General features: G+C 39.6%; 9 protein-coding genes and 1 pseudogene. 7 read left to right on the top strand and 3 right to left on the bottom strand.

Features of this window, described 5'->3' with window-relative positions:
* Window positions 1-8 precede the first annotated feature (8 nt).
* Window positions 9-569, top strand: coding sequence for an ATP synthase F1 subunit delta (atpH, locus tag F0919_RS10230; RefSeq protein WP_150032646.1), 561 nt, complete (start codon window positions 9-11; stop codon window positions 567-569).
* 98 nt (window positions 570-667) lie between these two features.
* Window positions 668-2,245: a F0F1 ATP synthase subunit alpha gene (gene atpA / locus F0919_RS10225; RefSeq protein WP_150032645.1), complete on the top strand. Its 1,578-nt coding sequence runs from the start codon at window positions 668-670 to the stop codon at window positions 2,243-2,245.
* An 88-nt stretch (window positions 2,246-2,333) separates the two neighbouring features.
* Here the strand turns inward: atpA and F0919_RS10220 are convergent, their stop codons facing one another.
* From F0919_RS10220 to F0919_RS10210, 3 genes are all read right to left on the bottom strand, one after another.
* Complete coding sequence (locus F0919_RS10220; protein ID WP_150032644.1) at window positions 2,334-4,703, bottom strand: T9SS type A sorting domain-containing protein; 2,370 nt, start codon at window positions 4,701-4,703, stop codon at window positions 2,334-2,336.
* Between the two features lie 130 nt (window positions 4,704-4,833).
* Complete coding sequence (locus tag F0919_RS10215; protein WP_150032643.1) at window positions 4,834-5,499, bottom strand: response regulator; 666 nt, start codon at window positions 5,497-5,499, stop codon at window positions 4,834-4,836.
* A 10-nt stretch (window positions 5,500-5,509) separates the two neighbouring features.
* Window positions 5,510-7,396: a histidine kinase gene (locus F0919_RS10210; RefSeq protein ID WP_190277342.1), complete on the bottom strand. Its 1,887-nt coding sequence runs from the start codon at window positions 7,394-7,396 to the stop codon at window positions 5,510-5,512.
* 175 nt (window positions 7,397-7,571) lie between these two features.
* Here F0919_RS10210 and F0919_RS10205 point away from each other — a divergent pair, with 175 nt between their 5' ends.
* The 5 genes and pseudogenes from F0919_RS10205 (at window position 7,572) to F0919_RS10180 (ending at window position 15,088) form a co-directional block, all read left to right on the top strand.
* Window positions 7,572-8,684, top strand: coding sequence for a right-handed parallel beta-helix repeat-containing protein (locus F0919_RS10205; protein WP_150032641.1), 1,113 nt, complete (start codon window positions 7,572-7,574; stop codon window positions 8,682-8,684).
* 26 nt (window positions 8,685-8,710) lie between these two features.
* A complete protein-coding gene (locus F0919_RS10200; protein WP_150032640.1) occupies window positions 8,711-12,058 on the top strand; it encodes a DUF7619 domain-containing protein in 3,348 nt (1,115 codons plus the stop codon).
* Window positions 12,059-12,184: 126 nt separating this feature from the next.
* Window positions 12,185-13,855, top strand: a pseudogene (locus F0919_RS10190) (DUF4419 domain-containing protein).
* A gap of 290 nt (window positions 13,856-14,145) precedes the next feature.
* A complete protein-coding gene (locus F0919_RS10185) occupies window positions 14,146-14,748 on the top strand; it encodes a 2OG-Fe(II) oxygenase (protein ID WP_150032637.1) in 603 nt (200 codons plus the stop codon).
* A 145-nt stretch (window positions 14,749-14,893) separates the two neighbouring features.
* The gene (locus F0919_RS10180; protein ID WP_150032636.1) at window positions 14,894-15,088 is read left to right on the top strand and encodes a cold-shock protein; all 195 of its coding nucleotides are present in this window, start codon (window positions 14,894-14,896) and stop codon (window positions 15,086-15,088) included.
* Window positions 15,089-15,142: the final 54 nt, after the last annotated feature.

Below are 15,142 nucleotides of genomic sequence, written 5' to 3'. Positions count from 1 at the left end.
AATTTAAAATGCAAAACCCACGTCTCGCATCCCGTTATGCAAAATCACTTATAGATATAGCTCAGGAGCAAAATGTTCTTGAAGCTGTTAAAGGTGATATGGAGTTAATGCAGCAAATTTGTTCAGGTAATCAGGACTTTGTTTTGATGCTTAAAAGCCCGGTAGTAAAGGCTGACAAAAAAGCAGCGGTGCTTCATGCAATACTGGATGGAAAAGTTCAAAATGTTACAATGGCATTCATGTCTTTATTGATTAATAAAGGCCGTGAATTTTATTTGCCGGAGATTGCAGATACTTTCTCCATGCAATATAAAGTGCTTAAAAATATCAAGTCGGTTCAGTTAACTACAGCAGTTGCAATTGATGAATCGCTTAAAAACAGCATTAAAGAAAAAGTGGCTGCTTCTGTAAAAGACGGCCATATTGAATTGGATACTAAAGTTGATGCTGACCTTATCGGCGGTTTCACTCTGGAAGTTGGCGACAAATTGTTTGATGCAAGCATCAGAAGGGATTTGAACGATATCAAAAATCAATTCACGAAAAATTTGTATGTTGCTGAGATTTAATCAGCCACATAAAGATTTGACAACTTTTCAAAAGTTGTCAAATCCAAAGAAAACAGAAAATACAAAACATTCATTTTACTTTTTAATTCTCATAGAAAATGGTTGAGATCAAACCGGATGAAATATCGGCGATTTTGCGCCAACAGTTAAGCAACTTTAACGGCTCTGCCGATTTAGAGGAAGTAGGAACTGTACTGCAAGTGGGTGATGGTATTGCCCGCGTTTACGGCTTAGGCGGTGTACGTCAAGGTGAGCTTGTTCAATTTGAAGATGGTACAAAAGCTATCGCGTTAAACCTTGAAGAAGATAACGTGGGTGTGGTATTGATGGGTGAAAGTGCTTCTATCAAAGAAGGTTCAAAAGTTCGTCGTACCGGTAATATCGCATCTATCATGGTAGGTGAAGGTATGGTTGGCCGTGTGGTAAACACATTAGGCGAGCCTATCGACGGTAAAGGTCCAATCAAAGGTGAATTGTATGAAATGCCTATCGAGCGTAAAGCTCCGGGTGTATTGTTCCGTGAGCCGGTAAAAGAACCATTGCAAACAGGTATCAAATCAATCGATGCCATGATTCCAATCGGCCGTGGTCAACGTGAGTTGGTTATCGGTGACCGTGGTACCGGTAAAACAGCTATTTGTATTGATGCCATCATCAACCAAAAAGAATTTTACGCTGCCGGCAAACCGGTATATTGTATCTATGTAGCAATCGGTCAGAAAGCTTCTACTGTTGCGAACGTAATGAAAGTTTTGGAAGAAAACGGTGCAATGGCTTACACAACTATCGTGTGTGCTTCTGCTGCTGACCCTGCTCCATTGCAATTCTACGCACCATTTGCGGGCGCTGCAATTGGTGAATTCTTCCGTGATACAGGACGTCCTGCATTGGTTGTTTATGATGATTTGTCTAAGCAAGCCGTAGCTTATCGTGAGGTATCATTGTTGCTTCGTCGTCCTCCGGGTCGTGAGGCTTATCCTGGTGACGTATTCTACTTGCACAGCCGTTTACTGGAGCGTGCTGCGAAAGTTATCAATAACGATGCGATTGTTAAGAACATGAACGATTTACCGGAAAGTATCAAGCACATGGTAAAAGGCGGTGGTTCTTTAACAGCATTGCCTATTATTGAAACACAAGCGGGTGACGTTTCTGCATATATTCCAACCAACGTAATCTCCATCACGGATGGTCAGATATTCCTAGAAGGTAACTTATTTAACGCAGGTATCCGTCCGGCAATTAACGTAGGTATCTCCGTTAGCCGTGTGGGTGGTAGTGCGCAAATCAAATCCATGAAGAAAGTATCTGGTACTTTGAAACTGGATCAGGCATTGTACCGGGAAATGGAAGCATTCTCTAAATTCGGTGGTGATTTGGATGCTGCTACAAAAACTGTAATTGATAAAGGTGCACGTAACGTGGAAATCCTTAAGCAAGCACAGTTCAATCCATATTCTGTTGAAAAGCAAGTTGCAATGATTTATTTAGGAACTAATAATCTTTTAAGAGAAGTTCCGGTTAAGAAAATCAAAGCATTTGAAGATGCATTCATGACTGAAATGGAAACTAAAATGCCGGAATTGTTAGCTGAATTCAAGAAAGGAAACTTACCTGAAGACGGTTTGAACAAAATGGTAGCTTTAGCTCATGGCCTGGTTCCTCAGTTTAAATAGTTTAGAAATATTATTATAATAAGAAAGCCCTTGCAGCAATGCGAGGGCTTTTTTGTTTACTTCAAACGATTTCATAAAAATGGCACTATCATTTGCTTACAACAAACTTAATCTTCGAAATACCATATTTATCTTCCACACTCAGAAAATAAATACCTGCAGGCCATTTTGCTACTTCAAATGAAGTACAATTATTACATTCCGCAATAGTTTTACCACTCAGGTCAGTTACTGTAATCCATTTAATTTCATCAGGTATTGCCGGACAACTAAAGAAAAGCATTGTATGTGCCGGATTAGGATAAACCCGTAATGCTCCGTCGTTACTACCCGGCAAGTTTACGGAAGCAATATGGCTGTAATGTGATGCACCTCTGTTATCAATGGCATGCAAACGATATTGATGATTTCCTTTGTTGAGCCCATTATGAAAATAGGTGAATTGGCGGTTCATTGTACTAAACTGCAAAGTAGTCAGGTCCTGCCATTTCCCGGCCGATAAATACTCCAGTACTACAATTATATCTTTATCTGTTATAACCTCTGTTGCTAAACTTATTTCTGAATTACTTACCGCTGCTGCTGTAAGTTTCATACTTGTCAAAGGCAAAGGAACACTCGTGGCCGAACTTACCCTGAACGGCGAAAGCGAAGTGATATTGTTTCTTGAAACGTAATACCACCCTGTTGCATTATCGTAGTTGGCCATCACCAATGCCGGAGAAACATCCCAGGCGCCATTTGTATAATGGCTTATTGCGCATTGAGAAGTATTAAAGCCGGCAGTATGATTGCCGGCAGACCAATAGAAAGCCAGGGTAAGATTCGAGCCACCATTGACTGCTTCTGTTATATGCCAGGTTTGATTAACTACGCTATCCGTGATGGCCGGGCCCGAAGTTCCGTTTGTGCGGCAACTGTCTCTTGCAATAACTTTTATCCAATCTCCGGTGCCTGAATTAGTGATTTTTACTGTTGCCGGCTTTTCCATGGATGTATAAACAGGATAGTCAACAGGCGTGTTGGTTACATAACGAATCAGGCCTCCGCTGCCGTTTGTGTAGAACAAATTAAAAGGAATAAAACCTCCGCCACCGCCCCCAACCAGGCTAAACTGGTTTATTACCGAATTTTGTAAAACTTTCAGGTCGCTGTTATTCAACAGTACCTTGGCGTATTGCAATCCATCATTATAATAAGTAATATTCCTGCATTGATATAGATTTTCATTGTCAAAGCTCACTACCGAATATTCGGAGATTTCAAATAATGAATCGGCCAATACAGGATTGGCGCCCGGCGGGTTTGTCATTTTTATGAATAATGTATCGGATAACTCCGTTTTAAGCGTCCCTGTATTTATAAAAACACCATTGGTAACTGTAAGGTATTGATTATCATAACCGGAAAAAATAATTGATGACGTAGGCGCAACAGAAAAAGTATCTATAAAGCTGCTCATCCCCTGATTGAATGTAATATTTCCTGAAATTTTCAGCTTAACGGCATCCTCCAGCACGAAGTTCACCGGCACATCGTCAAAAGAATTTTTATTGATACGATGTACCTGTAAAGTTGCAACATCCGTATTCCGGTTCTTTACGGTAACCGAACCATTGTCGGGATAAATAGTTTTGATGTTGAAATTATTCACACCTGTAATATCATCCAGCAATATCTTCAATCCTCCGGTACTGTAAACCGATATGCCGGGGTCACCTGTAGCAGCATTCAGATTCACATTTCCGGAGTTTAAAAAGCAAACAGGCCCCGTATCTCCAAAACCACCAAAACCAATGTGCCCTCCACCATTGATTGTTCCCATATTATTCAAAGAATCATGTACAACAAGAAAATCATTGAGCGTAATATTACCATTTGCCTGAACGATAACCTTTCCTGCTTCAGCAGTGGCCGCAATTGTTACAGTATGATTTCCGGCAATTATTGCTGTATCTACCAAAGAAGGAACAACGCCCCCAACCCAAGTGGAAGCATCGTTCCAATTACCGCTTTGCATCGATGTTATGATATTCTGTTCTTTTAGTTGCAACGAAAATGAATAAGACGAAACAATACGGACAAAATAAGTATTGCCGACAGATAATCCTGTGAGGGAGATCGGAGTTGCAGAATAGCCTGACAGAGGTTTGCACTGCAGGAGGGAAAGCCCGGCACAGCTGCCGGAATAAACAGAAACCGAGCCTGCACTTACGTCTTTTGCAATGAGATATAAATCGGACACGGGAGCCTGGAAGCTATACCAAACATCTGCATTTGCAGTGCCACAGGCGGGTACAGGTACGGAAGCAGTAGCGGTAAGCGTATTGTCGGTAACCTCAACATTCATAGTTAAGGGCAGTGCACCGGAACAATCATCGTTTACAGGCGCGCCGCTTGCAGTAAAAAAGCCAGCTCCTGCTAACAAGAAAAACAATAACAGATAAAAATGTTTCATAACCCTGAATTTTATTTTAATAAATAATCAGGTCAAAACTATTCTGTTATTGTAATTGGTACAATAACACATATGTGTTATTCCGGCGAGAAGGCGATGAACAAAATTTCAACAATACAGCTTTCAGGCACTAAACCCAATTATTTTTTTGTGCAATATTGACGGCCTGTATTTTTGAAGTAACGTGTAATTTTTCATAAATATTAGCAATATGCTTTCGAATGGTATGGGTGCTTAAGAATAAGGTTGCTGCAATTTGTTTATAATCTTTGCCTATAGCCATTTGTTTCAATACCTCCAATTCTCTTTCGGATAATAGCTGCACAGAAGCCGGTTTATCAACAGAAGTAACTAAGGTAGCCTGCGACAATAACGCAAGGGTTTTACGTGCAATGGAAGGACTCATAGGAGCCGCATCCAGTTCGGCTAATTGTTGAATACATTCAATAATGGCCATTGGTTTTTCATCCTTAAGCAGGTAGCCATTGGCACCGGCACGGATAGCTTCAAATATTTTGTCATCGTCATCAAATACAGTGAGCATCAGGTATTTTACAGAAGGATAAAGCGTTTTACTATTTCTTACTGTATCAATGCCATTCATGCCCGGCATTTCTATATCCATCAACACTACATCGGGATATTGTTCCGGTTCCAGTACCTTCATTTGTTCCAAATAATCGCCGCCATCCCCGGCCTGCAATATTACTGCTATCCCTGCGCTGATTCTTAACTGTTCTGCAAGCGAATAACGATTGCGCCTGTTATCGTCCACTATGGCAATTTTCAAGTTCATAGATAAAGTTTTAGCTTGTTAAAATAACTTCCGTTCCGTTATCCGGTACTGATTCTATATTGAAAATATATTTAAAATCCTGTGCCCTTTCCTGCATATTCGATAAGCCATAATGATTCTTTTTTTGATTGTTTTGGCTTACAAAACCTATACCATCATCCCTCAACCTGATTTCAAATATTTCAGGTTTTGGAGAAATGATGGTCAGAATAATTTCCCTTGCCTGTGCATATTTAAGCGTGTTAGTCAATGCCTCCTGAAAAATACGCAGTATGTTCAAGGCGGCTACCGAACTCATCTGCCATTGGCATGCGATATCTTCTTCTACCGTTAAGCTGATATTTTTGTCTAACCGCCTTTCAATATGTGCCTTCAATTTATCCGCCAACTCTTCAAAATGAACGAAGTCTTTATGCAGCACCCAAATCGTTTCTCTTAGGTCCGAAATAGCTGTTTGGCTGGTGCTTTCAATTTTATCAAGAAAATCAAGCTTTGTTTCGTTACTTAAACCGGCCGGGGCTTCTTTCAGAAAATTGATATTACTGCGGATATAGCTTAGCTGTGCACCGATATTATCATGCAGTTCTTTGCTGATGCGGTTGCGCTCCTTCTCTTTGGCTTGTTGTATTGCAGCTTCTTTCTCCAGAGCTTCTGCATTCAGTAAATTAGCCAGCCGTTTCTTTTGTTGCTTTTTATAATTAAAGAATGAAAACAACGCTATAAAAACCACAATTGTAAAAACAGCCATGTACAGGTAACGTATATTTTTTTCCCGGGCTGCATTCAGCCGGCTTTGTATCAATGCTAATTCTCTTTCCTTAGTCTTGTATTGTGCTTCATAATCAGCGCGTTCAGCAGCGCTTGTTTCTTCATATCTGTCGACCAGTGCATAAATCAGCGAATCGGCATAAGCGGCATGGTTCTTATCATCGTTTTGTTCATCGTAAGTAATACGTAATGTATTATAAAGTCTCGCCAGCCTTCCCGTAGGCCGCCTCCGCTCCTTTTCTATTTCGGCTTTGGCCAGAGCTATAGCCTTATCTATACGGTTGGTAACCTGATAATAATCATATTTCAACAGAAAGCGTTGATGGTCGTATCTTCTGTCGTCCAGTAATGTAAATAAGCTATCACTTTTATAAATATAAGGTTCGGCCACTTTGGTCTCAAACCGCCGCACCAAAGTATTGGCACGCCAGTTGTAAGCCTGCGCGAGTGATGCAAGATTTTCTGACTTAAGGGCTACCTCAATGGCTTTATCAAGATAAAAATTAAAGGAATCAGGAATTACCTCATGTTCATCGTAATAAACAGCCAGCCATTTGAATATATTGGCTTCCGCTTTTTCCGCGGGATAAGCATCTATATTTCCGCCCACAAAAGCCGCTTTATATAAATTGCTTAAGTAGCTTTCCTGTACATTCAAATAGCGATATTGAATGGCCGTGCTTAAGGCTGCCGTTATTTTCTGGCCGGCGATATTGCTTTTCCCTGCCAGATTCAACAGATATAATGCCTGCCTGAATGCAGCCTCTTGCCTGTCTTTCAGCCGGTAATTATCAAACTTAAGTGCTTCGAAATCAAAAAACAATTGTTGCGTCAAGCCTTTTGTTTTAGCATATTGGCCAATAATGGCCAGTGCTGAATCCGACATGCCTTGTCCGGTATAATAGAGCGCTCTGTAATAATCCGCATACATCCCGAAAGAGTCCATAGCCTGTGTGCTACTTAGCATTTTAAGCCTGTCAGAATAATGCAACAGCTGACCGGAGGGAATGGAATAATGCTGCCGGCATATGTCGTTCAATAAAACTGCCTGCCGGCGGGCATCAGATGTTTCTTTCAGCGCTTTCTTCAGGCCGTTCAACTTACTCGTTTGCCCAAAACTAATAGTCAATACACAACTTAATATTAAGGTCCAATATATCCGCATCAGCAATACCTTTCATGCAAAAATAATGCATGTAGATTATAAAAAAATAACGCATATGCTTTATTGCACAGAATGAACCGTGCCGGTACTTTTGATTCCAGATATTATTCATTTTTAATCCCTTCAAAAACATATTTTTATGCAAAAGAAATTAACATGCATTGTTGCTTCATTAATGCTTAGCATAGGTGCCTCTGCCCAGATATTTACGGTAAATAACAATAGTAATTATGCCGCCAATTTCGACAACCTGCAGACCGCTATCAATACTGTACCTACAGGTGCCGTATTATTGGTGCAGGGTTCCGGCACTTCTTACGGAACCGTTGTGCTCGACAAGCAGATAGTATTGCTGGGGCCTGGCTATAACCTGAACCAAAATCCGGCTCCGCATACGCAAGCCGACGGACTGAGCGCCTCCGTTGCTGACTTTACCATTAAAGCCGGTGCTGCGGGAGCCATCATTTCCGGTATGCATTTTGGCACCCAGGTAAATTTTGACACCGTAAACAACATTCTTTTCCAGAGTAATTTTTGCCAGTTAGGTATCAAGTTGCTTCGCAGCAACAACAATACCATCAACAAATGCCAGATTCAAAATGCCAATACTTCCGGTGTTATTGATATTGATTATTCTACCGGTATAACCATCAACAACAACCTGATAGAAAAGAGCAACTATGGTTATTTCATAGATGTTTATAATGCATCTTCAGGCAGTTTTCCGAATCTTAGCTCCGTAACGGCAGAATTCAATACTCTTTTATGGAACAACGGCACTAACAGTAGTTCCTCCACCGCTTTTTATTGCGGTTCTTCAAGCAGCACAGCACAGGCAGAGCTCATTGTAAGGAACAATATTATAGCCAACAAGCTAAACTCCCCTGCTACCAGTGATTTCGCTACAAATGTAGGCGGAAGTTACGCTACTATCAGCATGACAAATAACGTTATGTACGATTCCTCCTTTAATACGACCAATGGTGCTGTCAACAATGCGGCGGTTACAAATTTATTTCAACATTGGGGCAGTACCGCCTATGCCTACGATTACATCTGTCAGGATAAGGCAGGAAGCCCTGCGCTGGGTGCCGGTGTTGGCGGCAGTAATTGCGGCATGTACGGCGGCGGCAGCCCCTACTCTATTTCAGGGCTAAGCATCATACCGAACATTTCCTTTATCCAGATGCCAACCATTGGTACTACCGGCTACGGTATTGATGTGCACATCAAGGCAAAAGCCAACCAGTAAACATTTCCTAAATAAAACGAACGATTATGCAAAGAATATTTTTAGCCATCCTTTGTATATGTTGGGCTTTAGGAAGCAAAGCACAGCAGATACAGGGCATGGAATACGCCTTCGATACCGACCCGGGGCCGGGTAACGCTACCTATGTAGCGATTACGCCTGCCGCCGCCGTCGATGATGTTTTTCATCTCAATACAACTTCGCTGAGCCTTGGGGTACATACCGTTTTTTTCCGGTTCAAGGATACAAGCGGTGACTGGAGTACGTCTCAATCCAAACAGTTTTTCCTTACATCGGGCAACAATAACTATGCCAAACCTATTATCACGGCTTTTGATTATTTTCTTGATTCATTGAACAGCACGCATTATACCTATACTTTTCCGCCCAATACGCAAAGCTATAATGATACCGTTACGCTCTCGTTTCCGGGTGCAATGCCCGGGCTGCATACGCTGTATATACGCACCAACAGCATTAATAACCTGAATAGCCACTATGTAGCAAAACCCGTTTTTCTTACATCGGGAACGGTAAACAGCCAGATGGCCAATATCACGGCGCTGGAATATTCGCTGGATACATCCAACACCTGGACCAGCCTGCCTGTCACACCTGCCGCGGGAAGTATAGACGATACCATTCACCTGAACTTCAGCAGTTCACAAGTGGGATTGCACACTTTGCATACCAGAGTACGTAATGATGCTGACTGGTATTCACATTACCAGTCGCGTTCCTTTATGATTATGGATGGGAGCAGCAGCGACAGTATTATTTCTGCAGAGGTTTTCTTTGACACCGACCCCGGTTTTGGAAATGGCACACAGGTAGCGCTGAATGCTGCACCGGAAGTAGATACTACTTTCACCATTACTGTCCCGTCAGGTCTTTCAGCAGCAGACCATATTCTATATGTCCGCACCAAAGACAATGCAGGCAATTACAGTACTTATATGGCGGATACGGTGAAGATATGTTCAGTATTGCCACCAGTGGCTGGGTTTGATAAAGTGAGGTTTGGGAATACGTTTAGCTTTATAGATACTTCGAAACATGCGCAAAACTATTTGTGGGATTTTGGCGATAGCACAACGGATAGTGTAAGTAACCCGTTGCACGATTTCCCACATCCGGGTGTTTTTACTGTAAAGCAAAGAGTGGAAAATTCCTGTCATTATGCCGAGGATAGTATTGACCTGAGTGTTTCCGGCATAGAATACTATACTCCAACCATGTCAGGTAAGGGAAATTGTATTTTTGAGGTATTTGGAGGAAATCTGGATACCGGTATGGTTTTCAGGTTAATTGATAATGTAGGGAATATTTATGAACCATTTGATAAATTAGCTTCTGAAAAAGGAACCTACTATAGTTGCGTTGTAGACCTACACAATGCAAATACAGGAATTTACACTTTAGAAATTCAGACTGAGGATTCAACTTTCATTTTTGCAAACGGTTTTACACTGGAAGAGTTTGTTCCAAGCCTACGTACACAAATACTTGGCAGGGGAGTGGTACGTGGGTTGGTAGATAATTTTTATACAGTACGGGTTCATAATGATGGCAATACAAACGCTGGCTCTGCGATGGTAAGCGTAAATATACCAAATGGTGTTATTCTAACCTATCTTGACACTTTGCTTCTTTCTGATTCAGCAATTGCCCTCGGTGCGGACACTATACCAGAATATATAGCTCTGACAACTGCAAACGGCGTATCAACTGACGGAAAATTATATCAATATATCGTATACAACATACCTGCCGGAGGATATGTTGATTTACCTTTTACCCTAAATTTTTCACTAGGTAATAAGAGCATTTATGCAGGTGTCTCCGGTCCTTATTCGGGATCTCCATGGTTCCCCTGGATAGACGATTGTTGGAAGGCAAAAATTTCTTTAGGTTATACTATTGTTTCAAGTGTAGCATTGGCTATTCCTGTTGCTGATTGTGCTACAGCAGGGTTAAAAACGCTTTTCGATGGCGCAAATATTGGTATTTCCGGTCTATTACAAGGAGGATTAAGCAATGGAGAAGCCGCAGTTGCAGCAACTTCTGTAGTCAAAAATTTAGCTTCAATGGCGGCTCAATGCGGAGGAGAATTTTCAACTCCGGTGGGACTTGGTGTCGAACTTGCTTATGATATAACTGCAGGTTTAGCTGACATAAGTTCTGCCTATATTACGATGCAGGAAGCTTGTCCAGAAGAAAGCAATGAGGATAGGAAAAATACATCTGTTAGGACTTCACTTGACCCTAATGCTATATACGGTCCATCGGGATTTGGTGAAGCACATTTTATTAAAGGAGATAAAAAGCTTGATTATTCAATATTTTTCGAAAATGTGGATAGTGCCACTTTAGCTGCACAAAAAGTAGTAGTTATTGATACGCTTGACAGCAATGTGTTCGATTTTTCAACATTTACATTAGGCGGATTTGGTATCGGAACCAAGAGTTTTTATATACCTATGAACAGAAAAGAGTTTACCTCAAATTACCAATTAGCTACTGACAATTATATACGCGCAAATTTAAAGTTTGATACTTTGACTGGTGTTCTTTCCTGTAGCTTCTTTTCATTAGATAGTACCGGAGAAGTATTGAGTGACCCATTAGGTGGATTTTTGCCACCAAATGTTATACCACCAAATGGCGAAGGCTTCGTATATTATACAATAGGATTAAAAGAGAACTTGCCTGATGAAACTATTATTTCAAATAAGGCAAGTATTGTTTTTGACAATAATGAAGCTATCGAAACAGAACCTTGGATAAATACATTGGATCTTCACATACCGGAATCAACAATCGCAGGTACTACTGTACAAAATGACACAGTAATTAGTTTTAATATTAATGGGGATGACATGAATGGCTCTCAAGTGTATTATTATGACCTTTATATATCAAAAGATAACTCGCCCTATGAAAAATCACGTAAAATTATAAATAATGCCTCTTTTCATGGTGAATACGGGCATCAATACTCTTTTTATATTGAAGCAGTCGATTCAGTAGGCCACAGGGAACACAAAACACCGGTTGCAGAAGCAACCGTTACATTGCAACCTACAGGCATTCATGCACCTGATGTTCAGGAAGAGGAAATTGCTTTCCGCTGCTATCCTGTACCATCTAAAGGAAATGTAAGTATTCTTTTGACTAAAGAAGTACATGGTCCCGTCACGGTCAACATTTATGACATAGCAGGAACTAAGGTCTTTATTAAACGGCAAAACCTGCAATCAGGTAAAAGCTGCAGTTTGAACCTGAATATGCTGAGTGACGGCATGTATTTTGTGGAAGTGTTGAAAGATGAAAGACAAAGCCTCGGTAAACAAAAAATAGTGCTGGTGAAATAACATTATCCAATTTAGTTGGAAAACGAAGGCCATTTAAATCATCTTTGTAAAGAAAGCCCTCGCAACCAAATGCGAGGGCTTTCTTGTACGTCTTATTTTTTATAGCTCGTTATCAATACCTATCCCATGATAAAACAATTTATCCTGTCCTTTGCATTTTTTGTTTTTGCTTCCAATTTTGTTTTCGCCCAGCCAGATTCCGGAAAAACTTTTAAAATAGAAGAATTGAAACGGCCTGACAATTTACTCTCCGAATGGAACAGTAATGATGTCATTGATAAATTTGCCCCACAACAAATAGTTCATAGCCACATGCCCCAAAAGATGGTTGATATACTCGCACATCCATTCTTCGATGGGGTGCATACGGCATATTCAGAACATCGGCCATTTGTAATATCTCCTGATATGATTTGGCTACTGATTTGTCAGGGATTTTCGCATCATGTAAATAATAATGCAGAGGCACTTCGCAATATGTTTGTAAATTTTGACGGAAAAAAAAGCTTGGTTGTTCAAATTGGCAACGAACAATCTTTAAGCAGCCTTTCTACATGGGAAAATGTCATTCCTCAGTTTGTTCAGCAAGTTTCTGATAATACGAGCAAAGAATTAATGGCGAATTTAACACCTGATTTTTCTACTACAACATCAAATGAAAGAATAGCAACTCAAATAACTGCAATGGAGGCGATGCATCCATATTTTGAGTACATTGTACTTAGAGTAATGTGCGGCATTCCGGAAATAACTATTAAAGGAACGCCACAAGATTGGCAATTATTGAAAGATAAAACAAATACATTAAGAAAATACAAATTAGATTGATGGATTGATGAACTTGACCCGATTTTAGATGAGTTTATAAATGCGTCCAACGGTAAGTTTGATAAAGCATTTTGGCGTAACATGTTTAAATATCATACTGAAAAAGAATATGGCGCCCCTAAAATTATTGACGGATGGGCTATTAAATTCTATCCTTATGACAAAACAGGGAAAAGAAATGATTTTAAAATGCTATACTCCTCGGAAAGCCTTCCTGACGAACGGGCTGTTGTGGATTTTAAAAGGATTGATTTATATCCTGACGGACATTCAAAAACTTTTCCGATGCAATTTGTTGCCGGTTTTTTTGGATTAAAGCAAAATCATAAAACACAGGCCCTGGAACCACAAATCGGCTGGTTAGTAATGCCTAAAGATACATCAGATAAATATGCCTCACAAATTGCACATGATCAGGAATATAATAGTGAAATACGTATCAGAGTCAGTGAAATACCGGGAGAAATTTTAAAACTACCAAGAATCAATAGTTTATCGGTTGAATTTATTGATTCCATCAAAATTCCGGCAGAACTTTCACTTATAGACATAAGCTACCTTTCACTTGAAGGGGATATTAGTGAAAAGGAACTCAATAAAATTGATTCATTATTTCCTTATACAATTGTTAGCACCAGCAACCACTTAATTCATTCAGAATTTGGCAATAAAACGGATTATGGGTTTTATACTATTGATAAGATTTCGCAAGAACATTGGAAATATGTTGACCTTTACATATCAGGCAAAGAGGTAGTCATACCTGAGTCATTTGCAAATAAAATAATAGATAGAATAAATATTGATTGCCGTGACCTAACACCTGAAAATAAACAAAAAATTATTGACAAATTTCCCAACAGCTATCTTACAATTAATGATGTAAGAATAGAGAATCAACAATATCATTCTTCTGCAAAAAAAAGAAAAGAAAGATATGAACATTGGAAACTTAACAACCCTGATTGATTCCACTTTTGTTTTTCGCACTTTAATTTCTCTAAATCACTTGTTAGATGAAGCTTTTACTCGACATTGACGGCAATAAAATCAAAGTTTATACTAACTGATGCAATGATTGGCCTTGACGAAGAAAAGAGTCTGGCAGCTATTAAGATTTTAACGCAAACAAGCTAAATATTAAAACGAGAAGTACTACCAACAATTACGAATAACCGGATAACAAGTAATATTACACTATAATAACCCTACCTTCGCCTTAGCGGCAATTTGCCCTATACAGCTGTCATATCCTTTTATTGGAAGAAATTTTTAATGCCCTTATCGATCAATATATCGATGAGAAGGTTGGAATAGCTGAACAATTCTTAAGTCTGTCTTTATTAGATAACCTCAGGACTAATTTAACTAAACTATACTCCGGAAACCAATTACATGCTGCCAGAATAGGCAGTAACCAGCATGCCTTGCTTAATAAAGATACCCGGAGCGATATCATTTACTGGCTGGACAGGTCGCATAACGATCCGTTTGAAAATGCTTTTTTTGATGTGATGGATGCCTTTGTTTTGCATCTGAACACTACTTGCTATGCCGGTATTTCAGATTATGAATTCCATTATACCATGTATGAAACCAATACTTTTTACAAAAAGCATGTTGATCAATTCCAGCATAACAACAGTCGTCAGTTTTCCATTATTATATATCTGAATGAAGGCTGGAAAAGCGAAGATGGAGGTCAATTATGTATTTATCATGCCAACGAAACCGTAGAAATGATTGCTCCGCTGAATGGCAAAATGGTATTTTTCAAAAGCAATGAACTGCCTCATGAGGTTCTGTTGAATCACAGACCACGGATGAGTATTACCGGATGGTTAAAATCGGATACGGTCTGAGCTGTGAATTTGTAAGACAAATTCTCTTTATTGATACATTTTCATGGAATTAAACTTATTTTAAGATAATTTTCAGAAACTTATGAACTTTTTTGCTGAATTATTTCTATTTTCGGTTATTATTCATTTTTTTATTTAAACTCAAATGCAAGAAGGTACAGTAAAATTTTTCAATGAATCCAAGGGATTTGGATTCATTAAACCAAATGACGGAGGTCCTGATGTTTTCGTTCATGTTTCTGATCTTAACGGTCTTCAACTTCGTGAAAACGACAAAGTAACCTTTGAAGTTAAAAATGGCAAAAAAGGATTGAATGCAGTAAATATAACGGTTATCTAATGTAACACATTTACTACCACACAATGAAAAGTGCAGTTTCTTATTCAGAAACTG

The organism is Taibaiella lutea (assembly GCF_008629695.1).
GTDB classification, from domain to species: domain Bacteria; phylum Bacteroidota; class Bacteroidia; order Chitinophagales; family Chitinophagaceae; genus Taibaiella; species Taibaiella lutea.
Note: the sequence above shows the minus strand (reverse complement) of the source record. Positions and strands in the feature narration are given on the sequence as shown.